The 21,733-nt window shown below is 64.8% G+C and carries 24 protein-coding genes; 6 read left to right on the top strand and 18 right to left on the bottom strand.

Annotated features, from left to right (window positions below; genetic code table 11):
• Positions 1 to 12 precede the first annotated feature (12 nt).
• The gene (locus A6B35_RS15125) at positions 13 to 678 is read right to left on the bottom strand and encodes a hypothetical protein (RefSeq protein ID WP_006205634.1); all 666 of its coding nucleotides are present in this window, start codon (positions 676 to 678) and stop codon (positions 13 to 15) included.
• Between the two features lie 7 nt (positions 679 to 685).
• A complete protein-coding gene (locus A6B35_RS15120; protein ID WP_006205633.1) occupies positions 686 to 2,260 on the bottom strand; it encodes a WD40 repeat domain-containing protein in 1,575 nt (524 codons plus the stop codon).
• A 440-nt stretch (positions 2,261 to 2,700) separates the two neighbouring features.
• Here A6B35_RS15120 and A6B35_RS34490 point away from each other — a divergent pair, with 440 nt between their 5' ends.
• From A6B35_RS34490 to A6B35_RS34475, 4 genes are all read left to right on the top strand, one after another.
• Positions 2,701 to 2,802, top strand: coding sequence for a hypothetical protein (locus A6B35_RS34490; RefSeq protein WP_006205632.1), 102 nt, complete (start codon positions 2,701 to 2,703; stop codon positions 2,800 to 2,802).
• A 164-nt stretch (positions 2,803 to 2,966) separates the two neighbouring features.
• A complete protein-coding gene (locus A6B35_RS34485) occupies positions 2,967 to 3,068 on the top strand; it encodes a lasso RiPP family leader peptide-containing protein (RefSeq protein ID WP_006205631.1) in 102 nt (33 codons plus the stop codon).
• A gap of 64 nt (positions 3,069 to 3,132) precedes the next feature.
• Positions 3,133 to 3,234: a lasso RiPP family leader peptide-containing protein gene (locus tag A6B35_RS34480; protein ID WP_006205630.1), complete on the top strand. Its 102-nt coding sequence runs from the start codon at positions 3,133 to 3,135 to the stop codon at positions 3,232 to 3,234.
• Between the two features lie 77 nt (positions 3,235 to 3,311).
• On the top strand, positions 3,312 to 3,401 hold the full coding sequence (locus A6B35_RS34475) for a hypothetical protein (RefSeq protein WP_081482272.1): 90 nt from the start codon (positions 3,312 to 3,314) through the stop codon (positions 3,399 to 3,401).
• Between the two features lie 32 nt (positions 3,402 to 3,433).
• Here A6B35_RS34475 and A6B35_RS15115 read toward each other — a convergent pair whose 3' ends face one another.
• From A6B35_RS15115 to A6B35_RS15085, 7 genes are all read right to left on the bottom strand, one after another.
• Complete coding sequence (locus A6B35_RS15115; protein ID WP_244426072.1) at positions 3,434 to 4,639, bottom strand: hypothetical protein; 1,206 nt, start codon at positions 4,637 to 4,639, stop codon at positions 3,434 to 3,436.
• A 150-nt stretch (positions 4,640 to 4,789) separates the two neighbouring features.
• Entirely contained in the window at positions 4,790 to 5,560 is a 771-nt protein-coding gene (locus A6B35_RS15110) for an exodeoxyribonuclease III (protein ID WP_006205628.1), read from the bottom strand.
• Positions 5,561 to 5,727: 167 nt separating this feature from the next.
• Positions 5,728 to 6,372, bottom strand: coding sequence for an alpha/beta hydrolase family protein (locus tag A6B35_RS15105; RefSeq protein ID WP_006205627.1), 645 nt, complete (start codon positions 6,370 to 6,372; stop codon positions 5,728 to 5,730).
• Between the two features lie 232 nt (positions 6,373 to 6,604).
• Positions 6,605 to 7,708, bottom strand: coding sequence for a tetratricopeptide repeat protein (locus A6B35_RS15100; RefSeq protein WP_425277684.1), 1,104 nt, complete (start codon positions 7,706 to 7,708; stop codon positions 6,605 to 6,607).
• 14 nt (positions 7,709 to 7,722) lie between these two features.
• Complete coding sequence (gene ku, locus A6B35_RS15095) at positions 7,723 to 8,628, bottom strand: non-homologous end joining protein Ku (protein WP_006206461.1); 906 nt, start codon at positions 8,626 to 8,628, stop codon at positions 7,723 to 7,725.
• A gap of 241 nt (positions 8,629 to 8,869) precedes the next feature.
• Complete coding sequence (gene ligD, locus A6B35_RS15090; protein ID WP_006206462.1) at positions 8,870 to 11,365, bottom strand: DNA ligase D; 2,496 nt, start codon at positions 11,363 to 11,365, stop codon at positions 8,870 to 8,872.
• Between the two features lie 46 nt (positions 11,366 to 11,411).
• On the bottom strand, positions 11,412 to 11,636 hold the full coding sequence (locus A6B35_RS15085) for a hypothetical protein (protein ID WP_006206463.1): 225 nt from the start codon (positions 11,634 to 11,636) through the stop codon (positions 11,412 to 11,414).
• Between the two features lie 184 nt (positions 11,637 to 11,820).
• Between A6B35_RS15085 and A6B35_RS15080 the strand changes: the two genes are divergently transcribed.
• Positions 11,821 to 12,828, top strand: a complete 1,008-nt coding sequence (locus A6B35_RS15080) for an aldo/keto reductase (protein ID WP_006206464.1) — start codon at positions 11,821 to 11,823, stop codon at positions 12,826 to 12,828.
• Between the two features lie 28 nt (positions 12,829 to 12,856).
• Here the strand turns inward: A6B35_RS15080 and A6B35_RS15075 are convergent, their stop codons facing one another.
• The 7 genes from A6B35_RS15075 to A6B35_RS15045 form a co-directional block, all read right to left on the bottom strand.
• Positions 12,857 to 13,210, bottom strand: coding sequence for a hypothetical protein (locus tag A6B35_RS15075; RefSeq protein WP_006206465.1), 354 nt, complete (start codon positions 13,208 to 13,210; stop codon positions 12,857 to 12,859).
• Positions 13,186 to 14,103 (bottom strand): ribokinase, encoded by a 918-nt coding sequence (locus A6B35_RS15070; protein ID WP_006206466.1) that lies wholly within the window; start codon positions 14,101 to 14,103, stop codon positions 13,186 to 13,188. The genes A6B35_RS15075 and A6B35_RS15070 overlap by 25 nt, the downstream gene beginning before the upstream one ends.
• Positions 14,100 to 14,975, bottom strand: a complete 876-nt coding sequence (locus A6B35_RS15065; protein ID WP_006206467.1) for a MurR/RpiR family transcriptional regulator — start codon at positions 14,973 to 14,975, stop codon at positions 14,100 to 14,102. Before A6B35_RS15065 ends, A6B35_RS15070 begins: the two co-directional genes overlap by 4 nt.
• A complete protein-coding gene (locus tag A6B35_RS15060; RefSeq protein ID WP_006206468.1) occupies positions 14,972 to 15,949 on the bottom strand; it encodes an ABC transporter permease in 978 nt (325 codons plus the stop codon). Before A6B35_RS15060 ends, A6B35_RS15065 begins: the two co-directional genes overlap by 4 nt.
• Positions 15,950 to 17,473 carry a sugar ABC transporter ATP-binding protein gene (locus A6B35_RS15055; RefSeq protein WP_006206469.1) on the bottom strand — a complete coding sequence of 508 codons (1,524 nt, stop codon included), beginning with the start codon at positions 17,471 to 17,473 and terminating at the stop codon, positions 15,950 to 15,952.
• Positions 17,474 to 17,552: 79 nt separating this feature from the next.
• Complete coding sequence (locus tag A6B35_RS15050) at positions 17,553 to 18,605, bottom strand: sugar ABC transporter substrate-binding protein (RefSeq protein ID WP_006206470.1); 1,053 nt, start codon at positions 18,603 to 18,605, stop codon at positions 17,553 to 17,555.
• A 47-nt stretch (positions 18,606 to 18,652) separates the two neighbouring features.
• Positions 18,653 to 19,654, bottom strand: coding sequence for a sugar phosphate isomerase/epimerase family protein (locus tag A6B35_RS15045; protein ID WP_006206471.1), 1,002 nt, complete (start codon positions 19,652 to 19,654; stop codon positions 18,653 to 18,655).
• A 236-nt stretch (positions 19,655 to 19,890) separates the two neighbouring features.
• Here A6B35_RS15045 and A6B35_RS15040 point away from each other — a divergent pair, with 236 nt between their 5' ends.
• A complete protein-coding gene (locus A6B35_RS15040) occupies positions 19,891 to 20,388 on the top strand; it encodes a GNAT family N-acetyltransferase (RefSeq protein WP_006206472.1) in 498 nt (165 codons plus the stop codon).
• Positions 20,389 to 20,473: 85 nt separating this feature from the next.
• Here the strand turns inward: A6B35_RS15040 and A6B35_RS15035 are convergent, their stop codons facing one another.
• Both A6B35_RS15035 and A6B35_RS15030 read right to left on the bottom strand, forming a co-directional pair.
• Positions 20,474 to 20,722 (bottom strand): hypothetical protein, encoded by a 249-nt coding sequence (locus A6B35_RS15035; protein WP_006206473.1) that lies wholly within the window; start codon positions 20,720 to 20,722, stop codon positions 20,474 to 20,476.
• Between the two features lie 208 nt (positions 20,723 to 20,930).
• Positions 20,931 to 21,635 (bottom strand): SDR family oxidoreductase, encoded by a 705-nt coding sequence (locus A6B35_RS15030; RefSeq protein ID WP_006206474.1) that lies wholly within the window; start codon positions 21,633 to 21,635, stop codon positions 20,931 to 20,933.
• Positions 21,636 to 21,733: the final 98 nt, after the last annotated feature.

The raw sequence follows: 21,733 nt of genomic DNA, 5'->3' as shown, positions 1-21,733 counted from the left end.
GCACACGAAGCATCAAAGGGCTTTCCGCAACTGCCCCTTGCGTTCGATCCACCAGTCGTTCTGCCAATCTTCGTAGCCGAGAAGCAAGCCCTCCATTCTTTCGAGAGCCTCGCTCCAACCTGTTTGGGCGGAGACTTTCGACAAGAGCAGAAATGCGTCTATGCGCCACTCTTCTCCGGGAAGGGAAAAGAACGCGCGTCTCCATCCCTGGAAACCAGGGAAGCGAGCCCGCTCGGCCTCGGTGAACGGCGTATCGATGAGGCGATGGGCGAGCCGGCCGGATCGAACAAAAGGATCGAAGCGGCCAAGGGTTTCGGACAGCCATTGCGCCGGATAGGCGTCATAAAATACCGCCAGCGGCTTGCGACCATCCAGCATCAGCGGCAGCTCGAAATTCGTATGAATGAGATACGGGACCTCACGGATTGCATGCCAGGGCACGATGCGATTGAACCTCGGGTCGGGCTCGCAAGGCGGATTGCATATCGCGCCCAGCCTTTGGAGATCTCCCGCGTCCAATTTCCATGAACCCGACAACGGTGTGTCATTGTCGCATTCGAGAACCGTGCGAATCTTCTCCAGATCGGGGATGTGAACTCGAGCTTCGACAACCGGCGAGCCGGTTGTCGGGTCAATCTGTTGCAAAACAAAATATCTGAACTCTGCCGTATCGTTCACAAGCCGCTCACTCCGGCGCGCCGGCGAAAAGGATCTCACCGTCGCCGCCGGCCCCTGGCCAGTCCCGGATCGTGCGGTCGTAGCCGCCGGTGAGCAGTGTGCCGTCGGCGGCGAAGGCGACCGAATAAAGCGGCCCGGTGCCTGGGTCGAACTCGGCAATCTGGTCGCCGGTGTCCATGTTCCACAGCCGTGCCGTGCCGTCGAGCGAGACCGAGGCCAGCCGCTTGCCGTCGGAGGACAGCGCGATTTCGTAGACGGTGCCGGAATGGCCCTCGAAGCGGCGCACTTCCTTGAAGGTGTCGAAATCCCAGAGCTTGATCGTGTGGTCGCCGCTGCCGGTCACCGCATGGCGGCCGTCGGCGGTGAAGACGGCGCCATAGGTGCCCTGCTCGTGGCCGTGCCAACTGCGCAATTGCTTGCCTGCAACGATGTCCCAGAGCTTCAACTCGCCGTCGATGCTGCCCGAGATGGCGCGCGTGCCGTCAGGCGAGACGGCGACGGCGCTGACGGACCAGTCGTGGCCCGGCAGCACATGCAGCACGCTGCCCTTGTCGATACCCCAGACGATGACGCTGCCGGTGTCGTGGCCGCTGACGGCCAGTCTGCCGTCCGGGCTGATCGCCAGGTTTCTGACGCCACCATTCGTCCCTGAGGAAAAGACGTGCAGCACCGCGCCATCCGAAAGTTGGCGCAGCACGATCTCGCCGTCGTCGCCGGCTGTCAGTGCCCGCTTGCCGTCGGGCATGAACAACGCCGTGCGTGCCATGTCCTTGTGGACGCCGAGATCGCGGACCAGCCGCTTGCCGTCGATGTCCCAGAGCTTGATCATGCGGTCGGTGCTGGCGCTCATGATCTCGTGCCCGTCGGCCGACACCGCGAGCCAGACCACGGCGTCGCGATGGCCGTCGGGCTGGGTGGGTTGCGGCGGCGCGGATGGTGGCGGCGGCGCCACGGTCTGTGGCGGCGGGACAGCCTGCGGCGGTGCAGGTGCCAGTGCCGTCTTTGGCGGTTCTTCCGGGGCCGGCGCAAGAGCTGGCGGCGTCACCGGCGCCGGCTCGGCTGGAGGCGGTGTCTTGACGACCTGCTCTGGTGGCGGAGTGACTGGTGCTGGAGCGACTGGCGCCGGAGCCGGCGTGACGGGCGATGGGGCCGCCGGCGCCGGCGGCGGAGCATCGGCTACATCCTGACCCTTCGGCTCGGCGGGCACCTCCCCGCCCGTCCGCCATGGACCGAACTGGTCGGCCAGCAGTGCCAGCACGGCGAGCATCGGCAGGGCAAGGAAAACCAGGCGCAGGCGCGGCCTGCCCGAAACCTGCACTTCCGCAGTGCGGCCGAACAGCGGCGCGCCGCGGAGGTGGCCTGGCCGGCCCGGCAACAGGCCTTGCCAGAACAGCAGCGCACCGAGCGCGCAGACCAGCGCTGCCGCCAGGAATGCCGCGAGCCGCAGGGACGCCGCATCCGCCAGCGGATGCGCCAAGCGGCTCAACGCGAAAGTGCCCGGCAGCAGGTACGCATGCGCCAGGCAGGCCAGGGCAACGGCCAGCACAAGAAACGCCAGCAGCCTGTCGACAGACCTGTTCATCGGTTCCCCCCGCAGCGGCGCCAGTCTCCCCCCGCGGGAAGAAAGCGACATCAACATCCTAGCCGAGCTCGTCGCGAAGGCTAGGGCAATTCCAGGAAAGGCGCGTAGCGGTTTCCGTCCGGAATTGCGTAAAAACAAATAGTTAGAGCGGGTCGGCGATTCAATCAATTCGATCAAAAGCTGAACCGGTCCAAGTGCCGGAAATTGCAAGATCGGGGAAGCTTTCGGGAAAGATCTTCGAATCCACAGATCTATGCTGCCGACGCGCGAATATCCGAATGCGTAACCCGCTGCCGCCTGTGTCTTTCGCGCCACTCCGCACGGGCTACGAGAGCAGAAATGCCGACTTCTTCAAGAATAGAGGACAACAGCGGGCTGCATGGTTGACAGGAAACACGAGTCTGACATTATCCGCGTGGGATATTCTGGAGAGTTCGATCATGAAAAAGACCTATGAGAAGCCGGTGCTTGTCAAAAAGAGCAGGCTTTCTGCGATCACCGCAGGCAACGGCGCCTCTGGCCCCGTCATCGAACCAGGCTGATTTCGGCCAACGTCGTCATTCGGCACAAGCCGCCAATGGTGTTTCGCCGCAGCGAACAGCATAACGGTCTGAGTTTCGGGGCATTGCGGCGCGGCACTGGCGCGTGGACAGAAGGCGACAAGCCTAGATTGTCGGCTTGAGATTTTTTTGGAGAGAGTCCAGGCATGAAAAAGACCTACGAGAAGCCGGTGCTTGTCAAAAAGGGCAGGCTTTCCGCGATTACGGCCGCCAACGGCGCTTCCGGCCCCATCGGGCCCGCAGGCTGATTTCGGCACACTTGATTGAGCGAAGATGGCAACCTGACTGTATAAACGCTTGGAGGAGTTGGGCATGAAAAAGACCTATGAGAAGCCAGCGCTTGTCAAGAAGGGCAGGCTTTCCGCGATCACCGCCGTCAACGGCGCTTCCGGCCCTGTCATCGAGCCGCAATAATCTCGGCGGGCCAGGCGCCCTTCCGCGATCGACGGCAAGTCGATGTTGCCGGCACAGGATTTTTGGAGAGGTCAGGCATGAAAAAGCTCTATGAGAAGCCGACGCTTATCAAGAAGGACAGGCTTTCGGCGATCACGGCCAACGGCGCGCTCTCGAACCCAACCTGATTGATCTCAGAGGAGCAGAACCAGGTTTGGTCTCAGAGGACCAGAACCAGGTCATCCACGACAAGCTGCCAATGGTGCCTGGTCGACAGGCGGACCCGCGTCACCGCTTCGAGCATCGGGGCATAGTGGCGCGGCGTCAGCGCAGACAGCGTGATCTCGTCGCTGCGCAGCAATTCCTCCCCTAGCCAGCTTTCGACCAGCGCAATCTCGCCCTCGCAGGCCAGCCAGGCGGCGGTCAGCATCACCGAGTGAAAGCCGAAGGGGCGATCGCGGCCGAATTCGGCCGGATGGCCGCTGCTGGTGTAGGCGATGTGATCGCCGGAAACGTTGCCGTTGACGTAACCCTCGCTGTTCCTGGTGTTGTCGCGCGACATGGCGTTGAGATTGCGCCAGTCGAGCCCGGCATGGCCGCAGGGGACCTTGCGCAGGCTGCGCCTGGTGACGTCGTCGAAGCCGATCGTTCGCAGGGGTGCGTCCGGCGCGACGGAGCCGGGCGACAGCAGACCGAGATCGGTCGGATAGGCCGACAGCGCCAGCCGCCGGTCGAAGCCGCCGCCGGAGATCTCCACCGCATCGGCCGCACCTGCGAGATCGACGCGAAACGACGAGCCAGGAGCCAGTGTTCGGCTTTCGAGAACCTCGCCCTTACCCATCACCGAAAGCGTCGCTTGCGCTGCCGCCGGCATCCTGCCCGCCAGGTAGCGGCCGGGTACAAGGCCGACCGGCGTCGGCAGGCTATCGCCGGCGAGGCCGACCAGGGATTCGGGCGCAGCGTGCAAGCGTATCGACTGGTTCTCGTTGGCACCACTGGCGCGCCAGCCCGGCGGCACGGAGACCGAAAACCGGTAGAGGCCGGGCACGCGGAGCGCGGTCCGGCGCCGCTTCGTCGACATGGTGAAGTTGGCGAAGCCGCCATTGTTGCTGCGCGCCGCCTTGACGAAGACGCCCCGCTCGTCGAACAGCCGCACCATGATGCCGGCCATCGGCCGGTCGGCAAGGCCGTACTTGCCGTCGCCGTCGACGTCCATATAGACGAAGGACGAGAAGTTGAGCGTGCTGGTGGTGCTGGGGGCCCAGCGCGTGCGCACCGCATAGTCGCCGGCGGGATTGGCCCGGCGCCGGGCGATCTTGCGCTCACGCGCCTGCCGCAGCAGCAAGACAAGCAGCGCGGCGGCGGTGAGGATAACGCAAGAGGTGACGAGGATTGCGGTCAGGCCGATGTCAAGCAAGCCCGGCACCTCTCGGCGGGGACGTGTCGGATTTGGCGAATAGGCAAGGCATCGTTGCAATCCCCGGTGGTGCTTTGCCCGCAACCTAACTTGGGATGTGGCCGCTGGACAGATAGCGCCTCCCCTTCTCCCCTGTTGTGGGAGAAGGGAGCGTCTCCCTCACCGCACCTCCACCCACACCGGGGCGTGGTCGCTGGCACCTTCCTGCCCGCGCACGGCGCGGTCGATGCCGGCGGCTGTGAGCTTGTTGGCGAGCTTCTTCGATAAAAGTATGTGATCCAGCCGCAGGCCGGCGTCGCGGGGCCAGCGGTTGCGGCGATAATCCCAGAATGTGTAGAGCGTCTCCTTCGGATGCTTCTTGCGCAGCGCGTCGAGCCAGCCCTGGTCGAGCAGCCGCTGGAACGACGCCCGGCTCTCCGGCTGCACCAGCGCGTTGTCGTCATAGGACCGGGTCGGGTAGATGTCGCGCGGCTCGGGCACGATGTTGTAGTCGCCAACCAGCGCCACCGGCAGGCCGGTGTCGAAGAGCTGCTCGGCATGCGCCTCCAGCCTGTCGTGCCAGGCCAGCTTGTACTGGAATTTCGGGCCGGGCTGCGGGTTACCGTTTGGCGCATAGAGGCAGGCGATGACGATGCCGCTGACCGCCGCCTCGATGTAGCGGCTCTGCTTGTCTGCATCGTCGCCCGGCAGGACATCGCGGGTCAGCACCGGTTCGGAACCGCGCGCGAGAATGGCGACGCCGTTCCAGGTCGGCTCGCCCTTCCACACCGCGCCATAGCCGGCCGCGGCAAGCGCCGAACGCGGAAACTGCGTGTCGCGCGCCTTCAGCTCCTGCAGGCAGACGATGTCGGGCCTTGCCGCGGCGAGCCAGGCCAGCAGGTTATCCAGCCGGCTGTTGATGTTGTTGATGTTGAAGGAGGCCAGTTTCATTTGCCGGGGACGCTCTTCCCTTCGTCATCCTCGGGCTTGACCCGAGGATCCATGCCGTTCCGCTCGCCGTGGAACACGGCGGGGCAGAATTCTGAGCCGTTGCAGCGCCTTAGCGTCACGGCATGGATCCTAGGGTCTGCGCGCGTCGCTTCGCTCCTTGCTTCGCCCTAGGATGACGAAGACGCCAGCTTGGCCTTTATCGTCTCCGCCACCGTCTTCAGATGGTCGCCCGTCGAAAACCCCGAGATCGCCTTGCGTGGCTTCAGATCGTGGTCGCCGTCCTCAAGCCAGATCACCTCGATTGCGTCGGAGAGACCGTAGGTCGCCACCTCGTCCTTTGTGCCGAATTCGTCGCGCGAGCCCTGGAAAATCAGCGTCGGCGTCTTGAGACCCGTGAGATGCTTTGTCCTCAGTTGTTCGGGCTTGCCCGGTGGGTGGAAGGGATAACCGAGACAGACCAGCCCGGCGATCTCACCTTTTTCAAACATCTCGTCCGCGACCATCGACGCGACGCGCCCGCCCATCGACTTGCCGCCGATGATGAGCGGACCGGTCACGCCCCTGGCCCGAAGGTCGGCGATCGCCTTGACGTATTCGGGGTTCACCGTCTCGGCGCGCGGCGGCGGCTTTCGGTGGCCGTAGCGACGGGCGGCCATGTAGTGGAATTCGAAGCGCGCAACCTGGAAGCCGGCAGTGGCGAGCGCCTTAGCGGTGGCGGTCATCGAGGGCGAATCCATCGACGCACCGGCGCCATGGGCGAGCAGGATGGTGACCGGGGCGGTGTCGAAGCCGTCGAAGAGGAAGGTGGTCATTGGGTGGCCCTTCGCGCGACGGTGACGGCGCCGATCTCCCCCCTCGTGGGGGAGATGCCCGGCAGGGCAGAGGGGGGCGCGAAGGAACGCAGGCCTTCGGTCAAATCTCCCCGGAACAATACGCTCTGAAACGGGCCGATCGGTCGGCGGGACAGCGCCCCCCTCTGTCCTGCCGGACATCTCCCCCACAAGGGGGGAGATTGGCCGTCATCTCGGCCTTCGCCAACCATCGTCACCCCGCCGTCCGCGCCAGCTGCAGATCGACAAACTGTATCCCCTTGGCGGCCATGCGCGCCCATTCGGAACTGGCATCGAGCTCCAGATAGCGCGCCCAGAGCCGGCGGGCCTCGGCGAGATTGCCGGCGTCGAATTCCAGCCGGGCCAGGTTGAACACCGGATCGGCATAGGTCTTGTCGAGCGCTATGGCCTTGACGAGATGCCGTCTGGCTGAGGCCACCCTGCCCTCGTCGCTCATCAGGCCGGCGAGGTTGAACCAGGCTTCGACGAACCCGGGATCGAGCTTGATCGCGCGGGCATAGTCGTGCGCGGCCTCGGCTGTGCGGCCGGCGCCGCGCAGGCAGTTGGCGCGGTTGAAGGCGGCGATGGCGTCGCTCGGGTCGATGGCGAGGCAACGCTGGTAGAGGGCCGTCGCATCGTCGTGCCGGCCCTCATCTTCCGCCGCTTCGGCCTCGGCGAACAGCTCCTCAAGTGTGTCATCATCAGGCGACCCGAGATCGAACAGCAGTTGGCCGTCGAGCTCGCTTTGGCCGTCCTCGAGATAGATCGCGTCCGGGCGTCCGTGCTGCGAGCCGACATTGAGCGACTTGGCGGTAAGCGAGGCGACCGGGCCGGAGCGGTGCACCGAACGCGCGATCGCGCCCCAGGACGCGCCGCCCGATATCAGCCCGGCATATTTGCGGGCGAGGATGAGGTCTCGGAAGGAATAGGGCTCCCCATCGTGTTCGAAGGCATCGAAGAGCGAGAGGAGGTCGAGATCGGTAGCGCTTAGCCGCGACTGGTCGAGGAGCGACTGCCTAGAAAGCGCGGACGCCTCCGGCGCCTTCATCAGGCCGAGCAGGCGCAAAAAACCGTTCTCGCTGGTGAGCGCGCGGCCGGCGGCACGCTCGGCGTTAACGCGGCGCTCGATCTCGGCGTCACCATTCTTGGTGATCGCGGCCTTGGCGAGCAGCGCGCGGCCGAACACGACATGGGTCGTGCGCCGGGTGACGCCGCGCCGCAACTGGCCCTGCTGGCGCTCGACCTCGCGCGCGGCGAGCCTGAGCGGAAACGCCGCCAGCGCGCCGACGACGCCGAAGACGGCGCCGGGTGGAACTATACCAGTAGGCGCCGTCACCCTTTGCTCTTGCCGACGGCCTTCAGAAGGTTGGCCTTCAACGGGTTTTCCTTGGCAGCGCCTGCCTTGGCCTTGGCGGCGGGTTTCGCCTCGTCATCGGCCTTGCTCTTCGATTTGGCCGGCGGCTTCGCCTGCTGCGACAGGCTGGCCTTCAGCGCATCCATGAGGTTGATGACGTTGCCGCGCTCGGGGGCCGCCGCGATGATCGGCTTGTGGCCTTTCAGCTTCTCGCGGATCATCGCCATCAGCGCGATCTCGTAGCGATCCTCGTAGTTCTTCGGATCGAAGGTTGTTTCCTTCTGCTTGATCAGCGCCTCGGCGAGCTGCAGCATTTCGGCATCCGGCTTGCCGGCCGGGATGTTGCCGAAATATTCAGCCGTTCCGCGCACTTCGTTCGGGTTCCTCAAGGTGCAGACGAACATGCCGTTCTCGCGCGCGCCGATCGTCACAACGCGCTCGCGGCTGGACAGGACAAGGCGGGCGATGGCCAGCTTGCCGGACTTGCGCATGGCTTCGCGCAGCACGGCGAAGGTCTCTTCCGCCATGGCGCCGTCCGGCGCCAGATAGTAGGGCGCGTCCTGGTAGATGACATCCACCTCGTCCTCGTCGACGAAGGCCTCGATGTTCATCGTGTGGTTGGATTCGATCCTGACCGCGTCGAGGTCGGTATCATCGATGATGATGTACTGTTTGTCCTCGTATTCGTAGCCCTTGACCAGGTCCGAGCGCTCGACCAGGCCGAGCTCGGGGTCGACCGGCTTCATGTTGATGCGGTTGTGCGTCTTCTTATGCAGCTGGTTGAAGCTGATGCGTTCGCTCGCGCTGGTGGCGGGGTATAGCCGCACCGGACAGCTGACGAGGCTGAGCTTGAGGTAACCTTTCCAACTTGCCCTGGGCGCCATGAAACACTCCTACGCGGCCATGCACTGACAACTTTTGCAGCGCTTCGTCCGAAGGACGAAGGAGGCTGCGGAAATCCTACATCGAGCCTCAAGATACCGGCAAATCCCTAGCGAAATGTTTTAGCGCGGGTCGGGCTGCCGGCGGATGGGGCCTGAGGCGAAGAATAGTTCAAATTGTCCGGACCGTCGATGGAGTTGGAATCTAGACGAATGACGAGAACGCTCCGCACTCACGCGTAGGCTACTTCCCCGCCATCACCGGCAAATCCCTTGCCGCCTCATCGATCTCGGCCCAGGGATCCCCTGAAGTCGCCAGCAGGCCCGGCAGCGACGCGTAGTTCAGATCCTGCGGCGCATCGATCGCTTCCAGATCCGCCCAGCTCACCGGTGTCGAGGCCGGCAGATTGGTGCGGGCGCGCAGCGAGTATGGGGCGGCCGAGGTGTGGCCTCGGGCGTTGCGGTGGTAGTCGATGAAAATGCGCCGCTTGCGGTTTTCCTTGCCCATGGTGGTGGTGAAGGTGTCGGGCGCGGTGGCCGCCAGATGGCTGGAGATGGCGCTGGTTGCCTGGTGCAGTTTCTTCCAGTTCTGCTTCTGGGTCACCGGCACGGTGATGTGGATGCCGCTGCCGCCGGACGTCTTGGCGAAGGGCACCAGCCCCAGCCCCTCCAATCCGCCCTTGATGTGCACAGCGGCCTCCACCACCTCGCGCCAGGCAATTCCCTCGCCCGGGTCGAGGTCGAAGACGATCTGGTCGGGCTTGTCGAGCTTCGTGCGGTGCGTGCCCCAGGTGTGGAATTCGACGACGCCGAACTGAGCCAGCGCCAGATAGCCTTTTGCATCCTCCACGGACAGGTAGGTTTTGGTCTCGCCCTCGGAATTGATCGACTCGAAGACTGCGACTGAAGGCGGCATGCCTGTGAAGGCGTGGCGCTGGAAGAAACAGTCCTTTGGCAGGCCGGTCGGGCAGCGCACCAATGAGACCGGGCGGCCGATGATGTGCGGCAGCATGAAGTCGCCGACCAGCGCGTAGTAGACAGCGATGTCGAGCTTGGTCGGCCCGGTCTTGCCGAACAGCCGCCGCTCGGGATTGGTGACCCAGATGGTGGCGAGGTCGGCCTCCGAAATCAGCCGCTTGCGTTTGGCCGAGACCGGCGTAGACAGGCCGACATCCCTGAGGCCACGGAAAACACCGTGGCGCAACGCATTGTCGGCGGTGCGGTTGGCGTAGTGGATGCGGGCCGACAGCAGCGGCCGCACCCAGTTCATCTCGCGCATGATCTCGCGCGGCACGCCCTCCGGCGGCGTGGCGCCTGCGGCGAGCGGCTCCAGCCGGGCGAGCAATTCTCGTGCCGTCTCGGCATCGAAGCCGGTGCCGACCTTGCCGCGATAGTGCAGCTCGCCGTCCTCGAATTCGGCCATGCCGAGTGCGGCCAGACCTTCGGCCGCGTCGGAGGTGGTGTAGCCGGCAATGATGAAATCGTCCTTTTGTAGCGCCTTGACCTTGGTCCAACTCTTGGTGCGGCCGCTCTGATAGGTGGCGGTGGCGCGCTTGGAGACGACGCCTTCCAATCCCAGCTCCGTCACCTGGTCGTAAAGCCCCTGCCCGTCGCCTTCGACATGGTCGGAGAACTGGATGGCGGAGTTGGCGCCGAGGCCGGCGAGCAGTTGCGCAAGCAGCGCCTTGCGCCTGATGAGCGGTGCTTTCCTCAGATCCCAGCCGTCCAGATAAAGCAGGTCGAAGGCATAGAAATGCAGCTTGTTGCCGGCGCCTTCGGCCAGCGCATCCTGCAGCAGGGCGAAGCGGCTGATGCCTTTGGCGTCGAGCACGACAATCTCGCCGTCGATAATGGCATCGCGACACGGCAGTTTGGCGAAAGCGTGCGGCAGGTCGCCGTAGCGCTTCGTCCAATCGATGCCGCCACGGGTGATCAGCCTGACCTCTCTGTCCGCCAGATGCGCCGCGGTGCGGTAGCCATCGAACTTGATCTCGTGCAGCCAGGCTTCGCCGGTGCGCTCGGCGGGGTCGTCGCTGCCCGGCGGTTTTGCGACCTGCGTGGCCAATTGCGGCTCAACGCGCGATGGCGCGGGCCCCTGCACGGCGCCGGGCAGCGCGCCGGGTTTGAGGACAAGCGGCTTGGCAGGTTTTGCCGCAGGTTTTGGCGCCGCCACCAGTTCCTCGATGCGGCGGCCGGATTTGACGCTTTCCGGCCGCTCGCTGAGGATGTCGAGCCTGGTGTCGGCGGCAAGGTCGCGCTCCTTGAACAGCAGCCAGTTTTTCTTGCCTTCATCCTCGCCAGGCTTTGGCTTCAGCCTGGTCAGCATCCAGCCGCCATTCAGCTTGTCGCCGGCGAGGCGGAACTTGAAAGCGCCGGTGCGAAAACTCTTCTCGACATCGTCCATCGGCGCCCAGGTGCCCGTGTCCCAGACGATCATCGGCCCGCCGCCATATTCGCCTTCGGGGATGACGCCCTCGAAGTCGATATACTCGAGCGGATGGTCCTCGGTCTCGATCGCCAGGCGCTTGTCGGCCGGATTGAGCGAAGGACCGCGCGGCACCGCCCAGCTCTTCAGGACATCGCCGACCTGCAGGCGCAGGTCATAGTGGTCGGCGGTGGCGTGATGCTTGTGGACGACGAAGCGGTTACCCTCATCGGCAAGCAGCCCGCCCGCCGGCTCCGGCGTTTTGGTGAATTCGCGCTTGGCGCGATAGGCCCTCAGTTTCGGCGGGGTGGTCATCCGGGCATGCTAGGCGGGATGCAACGGCTGCTCAATCGCCGACGGCTCAATCGTCGGTGGCCGGCGTCAGTTCGAGCTCGGCAGGTGACAAGCCCCGCTGCAGCTGGCTCAGCCGGAACTCGTCGACCCAATAGGCTTCGCCGTCGACCAGCACGCGCGCCTGATAGGTGCCGCCGGAGAAGCTCTGCGCGGTGACATAGACCTTGTGGCGATCAAGCGCCTGGCGCACCGCGGCGCGCTTGGATTTCTGGGCAGTGACGGGACTGGCCATCGGCTCACTCTTCGCATGCGACCGTCATGGGCGGTCTCCATTAGGATGGCGGAGAGCGTCGATTGAGTCAATTTGCGAGGCTGCGACGCGCGATCTCCACCCTCGCCGCGCCCTCATCCGGCTGGACGCCAGGCGGGCGGCCCCTATAGTTTTCACCGAGATACTGTTCTTCGGAGATAGGCAGATGACCCTCGGCACACACAAACTCGGCAGCCAGGGGCTGCAGGTATCGGCGATCGGACTCGGCTGCATGGGCATGAGCCAGTCCTACGGGCCGGCCGACGCGGCGGAGTCGATCGCGACGCTGCACCGTGCCATCGAGCTCGGCTGCACCTTCCTCGATACGGCGGAAGTGTACGGCCCCTACATCAATGAGGAATTGCTCGGCCGGGCGCTGAAGGGCCGGCGCGCCGATGTGACGATCGCCACCAAATTCGGCTTCCGCATCGAGAACGGCAAGCAGGTCGGCACCGACCGCGACAGCCGGCCCGAACATATACGCGAGGCGGTGGAAGGCTCGCTCGGCCGGCTCGCCACCGACCATATCGACCTGCTCTACCAGCACCGCGTCGATCCCGATGTGCCGATGGAGGATGTGGCCGGCGCGGTCGGCCAGCTGGTCGCCGAGGGCAAGGTGCGCTTCTTCGGCCTGTCGGAAGCCGGTGCGGCCAACATAAGCCGCGCGCACGCCGTGCATCCGGTGTCGGCGGTGCAGAGCGAGTATTCGCTATGGGAGCGCAACCTGGAGCCCGAGATCATGCCGCTGCTCAAGGAGCTCGGCATCGGCCTGGTGCCGTTCGCGCCGCTCGGTCGCGGCTTCCTCGCCGGCGACGTCAAGCGCGCCGAAGACTATCCGGAAGGCGATTTCCGGCGCGGCGACCCGCGCTACCAGGGCGCCAATTACGACGCCAATGTCGCGGCGGCCTCAACCGTGCGCGACATCGCTGGCACCAAGGGGGTCAAGCCCGGCCAGATCGCGCTCGCCTGGCTGCTGCACAAGGGGCCCGAGTTCGGCATCGACATCGTGCCGATTCCCGGAACAAAGCGCAGGACCTATCTGGAGGAGAACGTCGCTGCGGCCGCGATCAAGCTCGACGCCACCGAACTGCTGGGGCTCGACATGGCACTGACCCCGGACAAGGTTTCGGGGCCACGCTACAATGAAAAGACCATGTCGATGGTCGATCGGTAGGATCCGCGGCCAATGACGCTTCGGGCCGTCAGCCGGTGGTGACGATGTTCACCACCTCCATCTGATCGAGCCCAAGGCTGCGTGCGCAAACCAGAGCATTCGGCACCACCCAGTATGGCGAGTCAGCATCGAACGGTGCTGCACCGCGTGTGAGATTGAAGAGAGCTTTTGCGCATGCCTCCTCGAACATGTACTGCGCAATGGCTTGATTGTCCTTGGCCCTCTCAGCACGCAGCGTCTTATGCCGGATGTGCTCGAATAGGTGATGCGCCTTCGACCAGGAACCGCGGTCGTCGACCATCTTGCGCAGCCGATCGAGTGTCTCAGCGTCGCGAACATGTGGCCTGAAGAATTCAATCAGATCCCTGATTTCACGTACCATCTCACCCGCTCCGCTTCCGGCGTCGCCACCAGCCTAGCTGCGGCGTCGTTGGCGGCCGCAAGCGCCGCCTCGACCGGCTCACCACGCGCAAGTGCCGCCGCAAAGGCTCCAACGAATTCGTCGCCGGCGCCGTGAGTGCTGACGACCTTCACCGGAATGGCCGGCAGCGCGAGGACCTGACCCGTTCGGTCGCAATAGGCGACCCCATCCCCGCCGGCGGTGACGATCGCGGCCGGGTAGGCATCTACCAGGCGGCGCGCCGCTTCGGCGGCGCCGTCGAGCGTGTCGACGACCGGCACACCGGCCAGGAATTCCGCCTCGATGGCGTTGACGATGACGATGTCGACCAGCGCGATCAATTCGCCCGACAGTTCGCGGACCGGGGCGGCGTTGAGCACGATACGGCCGCCGGATGATTTCACGGCGCGGGCGGCGGCGATGTTGGCGGCTTCCGGCACCTCGTTCTGCAATAACAGCACCGAGGTTTCGGCGATCATTGTGCGGGCGGCGGCGATGTCCTGTTCGCCCAGAGTGAGATTGCTGCCCGAGACGATCACCGCGCCATAGTCGCCGCTCGCGTCAAAGATCGCGACACTCATGCCGGAGCCGGCGCCGGGTTCGATCCGCACGAAGCGTCGGTTGACACCGTTGCGGTCGAGATTGGTGAGCAGCGCCTTGCCGAAATCGTCGTCGCCGACGGCGCCGATCATCGCCGCGCGCACGCCGGCCCGCGCCGCGGACACTGCCTGGTTGCCGCCCTTGCCACCACATTTGGGGTGCCAGGCATGGCCGGTCACCGTCTCGCCCTTGCGCGGGCGGTCGGGAGCGTCGACCATGATGTCGTAATGCAGGCTGCCGAACACGGTGACGAGCGGCGTTGTCGACGGCGTCATGTGCCCCGGTCTTTTCGTTTCGATGTCACCGCCGACATGGTGCGGCCGAGATTGCGCTCCGCCGCCTGGTAGTCGCGCTGCGCGACCGCGACGAACAGCGCGTCGAGGATGTTGAGTTGGGCAATGCGCGCGGCCGCGTTCTCGCCCATCAGCGGCGAGCCCTGCGCCGTCGAGCACAGCACGATGTCGGCAATCTGGGCCAGCGGCGAGTTGTCGTAGTTGGTGATGGCTAAAGTGCGGGCGCCGCTCTTCCTGGCAAGCTGGATGGCGTCGATGACGGCTGACGTGTTGCCGGAATGCGAGAAGCCGACGGCGACGTCGTCGGCGCCGAGCAGCGAGGCCGACATCAGCATCATGTGGGAATCGTCGTAGATCGAGGCGCGGATTCCGATGCGCAGGAACTTGTGCGACACATCGCGGGCGATCTGAGCCGAACCGCCGACACCGTAGAAGTCGCGGTTCTTCGCCCTGTAGAGCAGATCGGCGGCGCGGTCGAAATCCTCCATGTCGAGGATGGCCAGCGTCTCCTCCAGCGCCTGGATCGAGGTGCGGAACACTTTTTGCACGATCTCGGCCGAGCTGTCGTCGGCCGACAGTTCCTGATGCATCTCGGCGGTCGGCAGGCGGCTGTACTCGTAGACGGCGGTGCGGAAGTCGCGATAGCCGGAAAAGCCGAGCTTCTTGGCGATCTTGACCACCATCGCCTCCGACACGCCGGCCTCCTCGGCGATCTGCTTCAGCGGAATGGTGTCGTCGAAGCCGCGCCGGCCGAAGACGGTCTCCACCACCTTCGCCTCCAGCGGGGTGAGATGCGGCATCATCATGCGGATGCGCGGTCCTACGGCTTTCAGATCCAGGCTGCTCAAGGTCATCCACGTCCCCTCGTCACGCGATCGATAAGCATCGCGGCGAGGATTATAAGGCCAGTTGCAAGCAGCTGATAGAAGGACTGGACGTTCATCAGCGTCAGGCCGTTGCGCATGGCGCCGAGGATGACGGCGCCCAGAATGGTGCCGACGACGCTGCCCTTGCCGCCCATCAGCGATGCGCCGCCTATCGCCGCGGCGGCAATCGCATCAAGCTCCCAGAGATTGCCGAGAATGGGTTCGGCCGCCCCCAGCCGGCCGATCAGGATCTGCGCGGCAAGGGCCGCCAGAAGTCCCGATATCATGTAGGCGGCGATCTTGGTGCGGGCGATCGGTACGCCGGCGATGTAGGCGGCCTCCTCATTGCCGCCGACGGCGAGCAGATACTCGCCGAAAGGCGTCTTCTTGAGGATGATCCAGGCGACCAGCGCGACGACGGCGACGATGACGACCGCCAGCGGCAGGCCGAACAGCGAGCCGTTGAAGATGGAGCGGAAGCCGGCAGGCAGGCCAAGTACCGGATTGCCGCCGGTGTAGATCAACGCCAGCGCCCGGTAGGTGCTGAGCGTTCCCAGCGTGACGATGAAGGGTTGCAGGCCGACATGGGCGACGAGCACGCCGTTGAGCAGGCCGCAGGCAAGGCCGATGGCGAAGCCCGAGGCGATGGCGAGCGGAAACGGCACGCCCGCGACCAGCATCGAGGCCGAGATGACCGCCGAAAGTGCAGCTGTCGGCCCGACGGACAGGTCGATGCCGCCGGAGATGATGACCAGCGTCATGCCCAGCGCCAGGCAAGCGTTGATGCTCGACTGCTGCAGGATGTTGATCAAATTGCGCTCGGCGAAGAAGCCCGGCACCAGCGCGCCGAAGACGGCGAGGATGACGATCAGGCCGATCAGCGTGCCGGCATCTCGCATGGAAAACCGGTGCAGGAAATCCGCCTTGGGCCGCGTTGCTGTATTTTCCGATATGTCCGTCATCTACTGCCTTGCCTGCGGTCCGGTTTTGCCGGCCTGCATTTGCGTTCGTGGTATGGCATGCGCCGCGATCGCCTGTTCGCTGAGACTTGCCCGGTCGAGCTCGGCAGCGATCGTGCCGTCGCGCATGACCAGCACGCGGTCGGCAAGCCGGATCACCTCGGGCAGTTCGGAAGACACGATCACAACCGAATGGCCCTCGGCGGCGAGCTCCTCGATCAGGTGGTAGATCTCCGCCTTGGCGCCGACATCGATGCCGCGCGTCGGCTCGTCGAACAGAAGGATGCGGGTCCCTGCCGCAAGCCAGCGGCCGATGATCGCCTTCTGCTGGTTGCCGCCACTGAACAGGCGGATCGGCCGGTCGAGCAGGAACGGCCTGAGATTGACCCGCTTCATCTTCTCGGCCGCCACCCGTTTCAGGCGGCGATGGTCGATGACGCCGCGCGGCGCGAACACGCCCATCGAGGCCAACGCCATGTTGCTGGTGATGGAGCGCAACGGCACGATGCCTTCGCGCTTGCGCTCCTCCGGAACCAAGCCGATGCCGGCGGCGATGGCGTCGCGCGGGCTGGAAAACCTGACCGCCTTGCCGTCGATCTCGATGGTACCGGACGACGCACGGTCGACGCCGGCCAAGAGCCGCAGCAACTCGGTGCGGCCCGAGCCGACCAGGCCGGCAATGCCCAGCACCTCGCCGCGATTGAGGTTCAAGGACACGCCGTGCACCTTGGTCGCCGAGGCGAGCCCGCGCACGCTGAGCCTGACATCGCCGGTCGCATGAGAACGGTGCTGTTCCTGGGCAAGCTCGCGGCCGACCATCATGGCGACGACGGATTTTTCCGACACTTGCGCGAGATCAACGGAATCGACCACGGCACCATCGCGCATGATGGTGGCGCGCTTGCAGATGCCGAACACCTCGTCCAGTTTGTGCGAGACATAGACGACCGCAACGCCGTCGCGGGCAAGGCCGACGATGACCTCGGCCAGGCGCTCGAATTCGCTCGGCGTCAGGCTCGATGTCGGCTCGTCCATGGCGACGATCCTGGCGCGATCGAGCAGCGCGCGGGCGATCTCGACAATCTGCCGCTGCGCCACCTTCAGGCTGCCGAGCGGAGCTGCCGGATCGATAGATGGGTCGAGGGCGGCAAGGGCTTCAGCGGCGCGGCGTTCCTGTTCGCCTCTGGCGACAAAGATGCCGCCACGGGTCAGCGGATGGCCGAGAAACATGTTCTGGGCGACGCTGAGGCGCGGCACCTGCTGCAGTTCCTGATGGATCATGGCGACACCGGCGGCGCGCGCCGCGACCGGGTTGGTCAGCGTCACTGGCTGGCCGTCGATCAGCACGCTTCCCACTGTCGGCCGGTAGACCCCCGACAGGATGCGCAGCAGCGTCGACTTGCCGGCGCCGTTCTCGCCAAGCAGGCCATGGATCTCGCCGGCGCCAACCGAGAAGGACACGTCGTCGAGGGCCCGCACGGCAGGAAACAGCTTGGAGATACCTGCGAATTGCAGCCGCGGTGACATTGGTTCCATTCTCCGGGCTAGGTGTCAGCCGAGCGAAAATGCTCTGCCGACACCCGCCGCCCTCGCCCTGTCTTTTGTGCTACTGGCCGACGGCCGCGTCCTCGAGCAATGCCTTGCGTGCATCGGGGCCGGAATAGCGGTCGGCATTGTCCTTGGTGATCAGCGCCTGCGGCGTGGCGACGACGCGCGGCAGCTTCTGCCCAGCGACGAGACGCAGCGCCGTTTCCAGCGCCACCTCGCCGGTCAGCACCGGGAAGCTGTCGACAGTCCCGGTCAATTCGCCGGCGCGGATCGAGGCATAGGCGTCGGAGATGCCGTCGGTGCCGAACACGGCGACCTTGTCCTGCAGGCCGGCCGCCTTGACCGCCTCGACGATGCCCAGCGCCATGCCGTCATTGTTGGCGTAGAAGCCGATCAGGTCGGGGTGCTGCTGCAGGATGTTGGTGGCCGCATCATAGGAGGTCTGGCGGTCCCAGTTGCCGGGCACGCTGGCGACGACCTCGAACTTGCCTCCTTCGGTGATGGTGGTCTTGAAGCCGTCGGTGCGCTGGACAGCGGCATAGACGCCGGCCTGGCCCTCGACGATGGCGACCTTGCCACCATTCGGCCGGTTCTTGATGAACCATTTGGCGACGCGCACGCCATTGTCGCGCTGGACATTGCCGACATAGTGCTCGGCCTGCGGGATGACGGCGTCATTGACGTTGACGACCGGCACATTGGCTGCCTTGGCCTGTTCCATGATCGGTTGCAGATTGGAGTCGGTCTGCGGCGAGACGAGCAGCACATTGTAGCCCTGCGTCACCAAGCCCTCGGCGATGGTTAGCTGTCCGAGCTGGTCGCCCTCGCTTTGCGCCGCCTGATAGACGACCGGCACGCCGACGCGGTCGCCGAATGCCTTGTAGCCCTCGCCCAGCGAGCGCCAGTATTCGTTGGTCAGCGTCTTGGAGACGGCGCCGGCCTTGGTGCCGTCGGGCAATTTGGGGAACGCGCCGAACTTTGCTTCCAGCTGCGACCAGTCGATGCGGTCCTTCTCGGTATCGGAGTTGAGCGGCGCAAGGTCGGCGGCAAAGGCCGAGCCGATGGACAAAGCCATCAGGGCAGCGGTGGCGGCGGCAAGCAGAAGTTTCATGGTCATTCCTCCCTTGGTGAAAACGGCGTATGGCGACGCCGGGCGCTTCAGGTGACTCCGGGCCTGTCGCGCCCAAGCATGGCTTCCTGGACGATGGCCTGCGAGGTGACGGCATCCTGGCTTGCGACGGCGGCGGACAGGCGGTTGTCCTTCTCGAGGCGCTCGACGACGCCGAGCATGCGCTTGACGGTGGCGATGTTGACCTCGCACTCACGCACCGGATCGAGCCCGGTCATGTCGGGGAATGTGTCGAAATAGATGGCGCCGGCGTAGCCGTCCCGATGGATCTGACGCAGCAATTCGATCGTCTGCAACGTGTGCACAGCGCCGACCATCAGGCCGTCGTCACGCTTGGCGTAGCCGTCGTTGAGATGGACGCCGAGCAACTTGCTGTGGCGGGCAATGAGCGCGGCGGCGAAGGCCGGCTGTTCGTCGGCATAGAGCACATGGGCGAAGTCGAGCGTGACGCCGAGATTGGGCAGGCCGACATCGCGGATCGCCAGCAAGGTCGTCGCAGCGTCCGGCAACAGCGAGTAAGAGCGCGGCTCGTTCGGCTTGTATTCCAGACTGATCTGGCAACCGGGATCATGCGCCGCAACTTCACGAATTCCATCGATTTCGTGTTGCCATAGCGCCGCATAGTCGGCCTGGAAGGCATAATCGAAGCCATCCTGCCCGAGCCAAAGCGTCATCAGACTGGCGCCGGCTTCACGCGCTGCGTCGATGCCGGCCTTTGTCAGGTCGATGGCTTCGCGGCGCACCGCCGGGTCCGGATTGGTGAAGGCGCCGAGCTTGAAAGCCGGATTGGAGTAGTAGCGCATGGCGAAGCCATTGATGGAAAGCCCGATATCGCCCAGTTTCCGGGCAATTTCTTTTGGCTTTTCACCGACATGGTCGGGAAAGTTAAGGTCGAGGTCGGTGAGTCCGTCGACCTTGGCCGCGCGCGCCGCCATCTGCATCAGCGACGGCTTGCCGGCAAGACCGGGCCATTCTGCCTCGGGCCGCGAGGCAAAGGAATTCAGACGGGTGGCAAAGCGGTGCGATGTCATGGATGGCCTTTCAGTTGCCTTACTTCACATAGTTACGAATTTTTGTAAAGTTATTATTTCAAGAGGCGCACACGGCGCGCTGCACGCTGTGCCTTTGTCGTGGAGCTTGGCAGATTCGGCGCTGTGCGACTGCGGCCCTCACGGTTCTTGCGAGATCCCCTGCCCCTGGCTAGCATCGCCGGGCTTGTCGCGCTTGAGGCGGTGAATTTCGAGGCCACCCAGGACAGGAGTTGGCGATGAACCGGATCAGGGCGATGATCGAACAGGACGTGGCGTCGGCATCAAGGCTGCTGGGAGACTCCTGGCGTCGCACCTATGCGCCGATCATGGGTGCCGAGACCACGGCACGGCTGTCGGACGACAAGCATTCGCCGGAGCGGCTGGCGGCGGAACTCCGGGACGACAACAAGATGTCCTTCGTGGCTGAACGGCCCGACGGCTCGATCGCCGGCTACGCGATGGCGGCGATGGACGAAAAGGGCGACGTCATGCTCGACCGGCTGCACGTCGACAAGAGCGAATTCGGTTCAGGGCTGGCGACCGACATGCTGCATGCGGTGCTTGCCGCCCATGCGGGTATTGCGAGCATTGCGCTGGAGGTGATCGAAGGCAACGACCGGGCCATCGCCTTCTACCGCAAGCACGGCTTCGAAGTGGTCGAGAAGCGCGCAGCCGCGCATGGCGTGGGCGGCCACGCTTCGCTGATCATGCGCAGGGTGCTGTCGAGGGCGTAAAGAGGGAATAAGGCCGTAGGGAGTAGGCAGTAGGCAGTAGGCAAAGTAAGGTGGCGCATCCCTACTGCCCTACTGCCCTACTGCCTTACTCACCAAACCCCTGCGCCGCCGGCGCCCTTGGCCCATCTTCGTCCTCCGGCACTTCAAGAATCTCGATCAGCCGCGCCACCCTCGCGTCCGGCAAGGGATGGCCCTCATTGACCAGCGCTTCGTCGGCGCCGATCCAGGCGAAGGCCTCGCGCAATTCCTCGAGGCTGGCGCCGGTCAGCGCGATGTCGGCGATGACGGCTTCGTCCACAGGCCCCAGAACCGAAATGATGTCGTTGCGTGTCATGGTGTCCTCCGTGCCCGATGCAAAGTGCCGGTGTGACGCCGTGGGACGCTCAGCCGGAAACCGGCATCGGGATAGATCTGCCACGGGATGGTATCTGGGTCTCGGCTTCGTGCCGGCAACCATCAGTTCGACATTTGCCGGTGCCGAACGGAAACCGGCGCCTCGCAACCCGCGACACACGCCACCCGATTCCTGCACCCACGGGCCGTCAGATCGCGCGGATGATGCCGCCGTCGACGCGGATGTTCTGGCCGGTGATGTAGCCCGCACCTTCCGAGGCCAGGAAGGCGATGGTCGCGGCGACCTCTTCGCTGGTGCCGTAGCGCTGCATCGGCACGCTGTCGCGCCGCTCCTCGGTGGCGGGCAGGCTGTCGATCCAGCCCGGCAGCACGTTGTTCATGCGCACATTGTCGGCGGCGTAGGTGTTGGCGAAGATCTTGGTGTAGGCGGCAAGGCCGGCGCGGAACACGGCCGAGGTCGGGAACATCGGGCTCGGCTCGACGACCCATGCCGTCGAGATATTGATGATGGCGCCGGCCTTCTGCTTGACCATGTGCGGCGTGACGATCCGCACCGGCCGGATGACGTTCATCAGATAGACGTCCATACCGGTGTGCCACTGCTCGTCCGATATTTCGAGGATCGGCGCACGCGGCCCATGGCCGCCGCTGTTGACCAGCACGTCGATGCGGCCGAAGCGTTCGAGCGTCAGGTCGGCAAGGTGCTGCAAATCGTCGTTCGACTGGTTGGATCCGGTGACGCCGAGGCCGCCAAGCTCCTTGGCCAGCGCCTCGCCCTTGCCGGACGAGGACAGGATGGCGACCTTGAAGCCGTCCGCTGCCAGGCGCTTGGCCGCCGCCGCACCCATCCCGCTGCCGCCGGCAACGATTACTGCTACTTTTTCTACACTCATTTTTTTGCCCTTCCTGAGCGGCTCGTCGCAATGTCTTCAACGTCTCCGCCATGATATATCCGGTTTTCGCCTCTGGCTCGAACCAGAAAGCCTGAAAT

The organism is Mesorhizobium amorphae CCNWGS0123 (assembly GCF_001686985.1).
GTDB lineage: Bacteria > Pseudomonadota > Alphaproteobacteria > Rhizobiales > Rhizobiaceae > Mesorhizobium > Mesorhizobium amorphae.
This window is presented reverse-complemented; position numbering and strand designations above follow the sequence as displayed.

Excerpts from the sequence above, each read along its gene's own strand:
- A6B35_RS15060 (WP_006206468.1), bottom strand. The coding sequence starts at position 15,949 with ATGACGGACATATCGGAAAATACAGCAACGCGGCCCAAGGCGGATTTC.
- A6B35_RS15070 (WP_006206466.1), bottom strand. The coding sequence starts at position 14,103 with ATGACGCCGTCGACAACGCCGCTCGTCACCGTGTTCGGCAGCCTGCAT.
- A6B35_RS15085 (WP_006206463.1), bottom strand. The coding sequence starts at position 11,636 with ATGGCCAGTCCCGTCACTGCCCAGAAATCCAAGCGCGCCGCGGTGCGC.
- ligD (WP_006206462.1), bottom strand. The coding sequence starts at position 11,365 with ATGACCACCCCGCCGAAACTGAGGGCCTATCGCGCCAAGCGCGAATTC.
- A6B35_RS15120 (WP_006205633.1), bottom strand. The coding sequence starts at position 2,260 with ATGAACAGGTCTGTCGACAGGCTGCTGGCGTTTCTTGTGCTGGCCGTT.
- A6B35_RS34475 (WP_081482272.1), top strand. The coding sequence starts at position 3,312 with ATGAAAAAGCTCTATGAGAAGCCGACGCTTATCAAGAAGGACAGGCTT.
- A6B35_RS15035 (WP_006206473.1), bottom strand. The coding sequence starts at position 20,722 with ATGACACGCAACGACATCATTTCGGTTCTGGGGCCTGTGGACGAAGCC.
- A6B35_RS15080 (WP_006206464.1), top strand. The coding sequence starts at position 11,821 with ATGACCCTCGGCACACACAAACTCGGCAGCCAGGGGCTGCAGGTATCG.
- A6B35_RS15105 (WP_006205627.1), bottom strand. The coding sequence starts at position 6,372 with ATGACCACCTTCCTCTTCGACGGCTTCGACACCGCCCCGGTCACCATC.
- ku (WP_006206461.1), bottom strand. The coding sequence starts at position 8,628 with ATGGCGCCCAGGGCAAGTTGGAAAGGTTACCTCAAGCTCAGCCTCGTC.
- A6B35_RS15075 (WP_006206465.1), bottom strand. The coding sequence starts at position 13,210 with ATGGTACGTGAAATCAGGGATCTGATTGAATTCTTCAGGCCACATGTT.
- A6B35_RS15045 (WP_006206471.1), bottom strand. The coding sequence starts at position 19,654 with ATGACATCGCACCGCTTTGCCACCCGTCTGAATTCCTTTGCCTCGCGG.
- A6B35_RS34490 (WP_006205632.1), top strand. The coding sequence starts at position 2,701 with ATGAAAAAGACCTATGAGAAGCCGGTGCTTGTCAAAAAGAGCAGGCTT.
- A6B35_RS15040 (WP_006206472.1), top strand. The coding sequence starts at position 19,891 with ATGAACCGGATCAGGGCGATGATCGAACAGGACGTGGCGTCGGCATCA.
- A6B35_RS15050 (WP_006206470.1), bottom strand. The coding sequence starts at position 18,605 with ATGAAACTTCTGCTTGCCGCCGCCACCGCTGCCCTGATGGCTTTGTCC.
- A6B35_RS34485 (WP_006205631.1), top strand. The coding sequence starts at position 2,967 with ATGAAAAAGACCTACGAGAAGCCGGTGCTTGTCAAAAAGGGCAGGCTT.
- A6B35_RS15055 (WP_006206469.1), bottom strand. The coding sequence starts at position 17,473 with ATGTCACCGCGGCTGCAATTCGCAGGTATCTCCAAGCTGTTTCCTGCC.
- A6B35_RS15110 (WP_006205628.1), bottom strand. The coding sequence starts at position 5,560 with ATGAAACTGGCCTCCTTCAACATCAACAACATCAACAGCCGGCTGGAT.
- A6B35_RS15065 (WP_006206467.1), bottom strand. The coding sequence starts at position 14,975 with ATGACCTTGAGCAGCCTGGATCTGAAAGCCGTAGGACCGCGCATCCGC.
- A6B35_RS15030 (WP_006206474.1), bottom strand. The coding sequence starts at position 21,635 with ATGAGTGTAGAAAAAGTAGCAGTAATCGTTGCCGGCGGCAGCGGGATG.
- A6B35_RS34480 (WP_006205630.1), top strand. The coding sequence starts at position 3,133 with ATGAAAAAGACCTATGAGAAGCCAGCGCTTGTCAAGAAGGGCAGGCTT.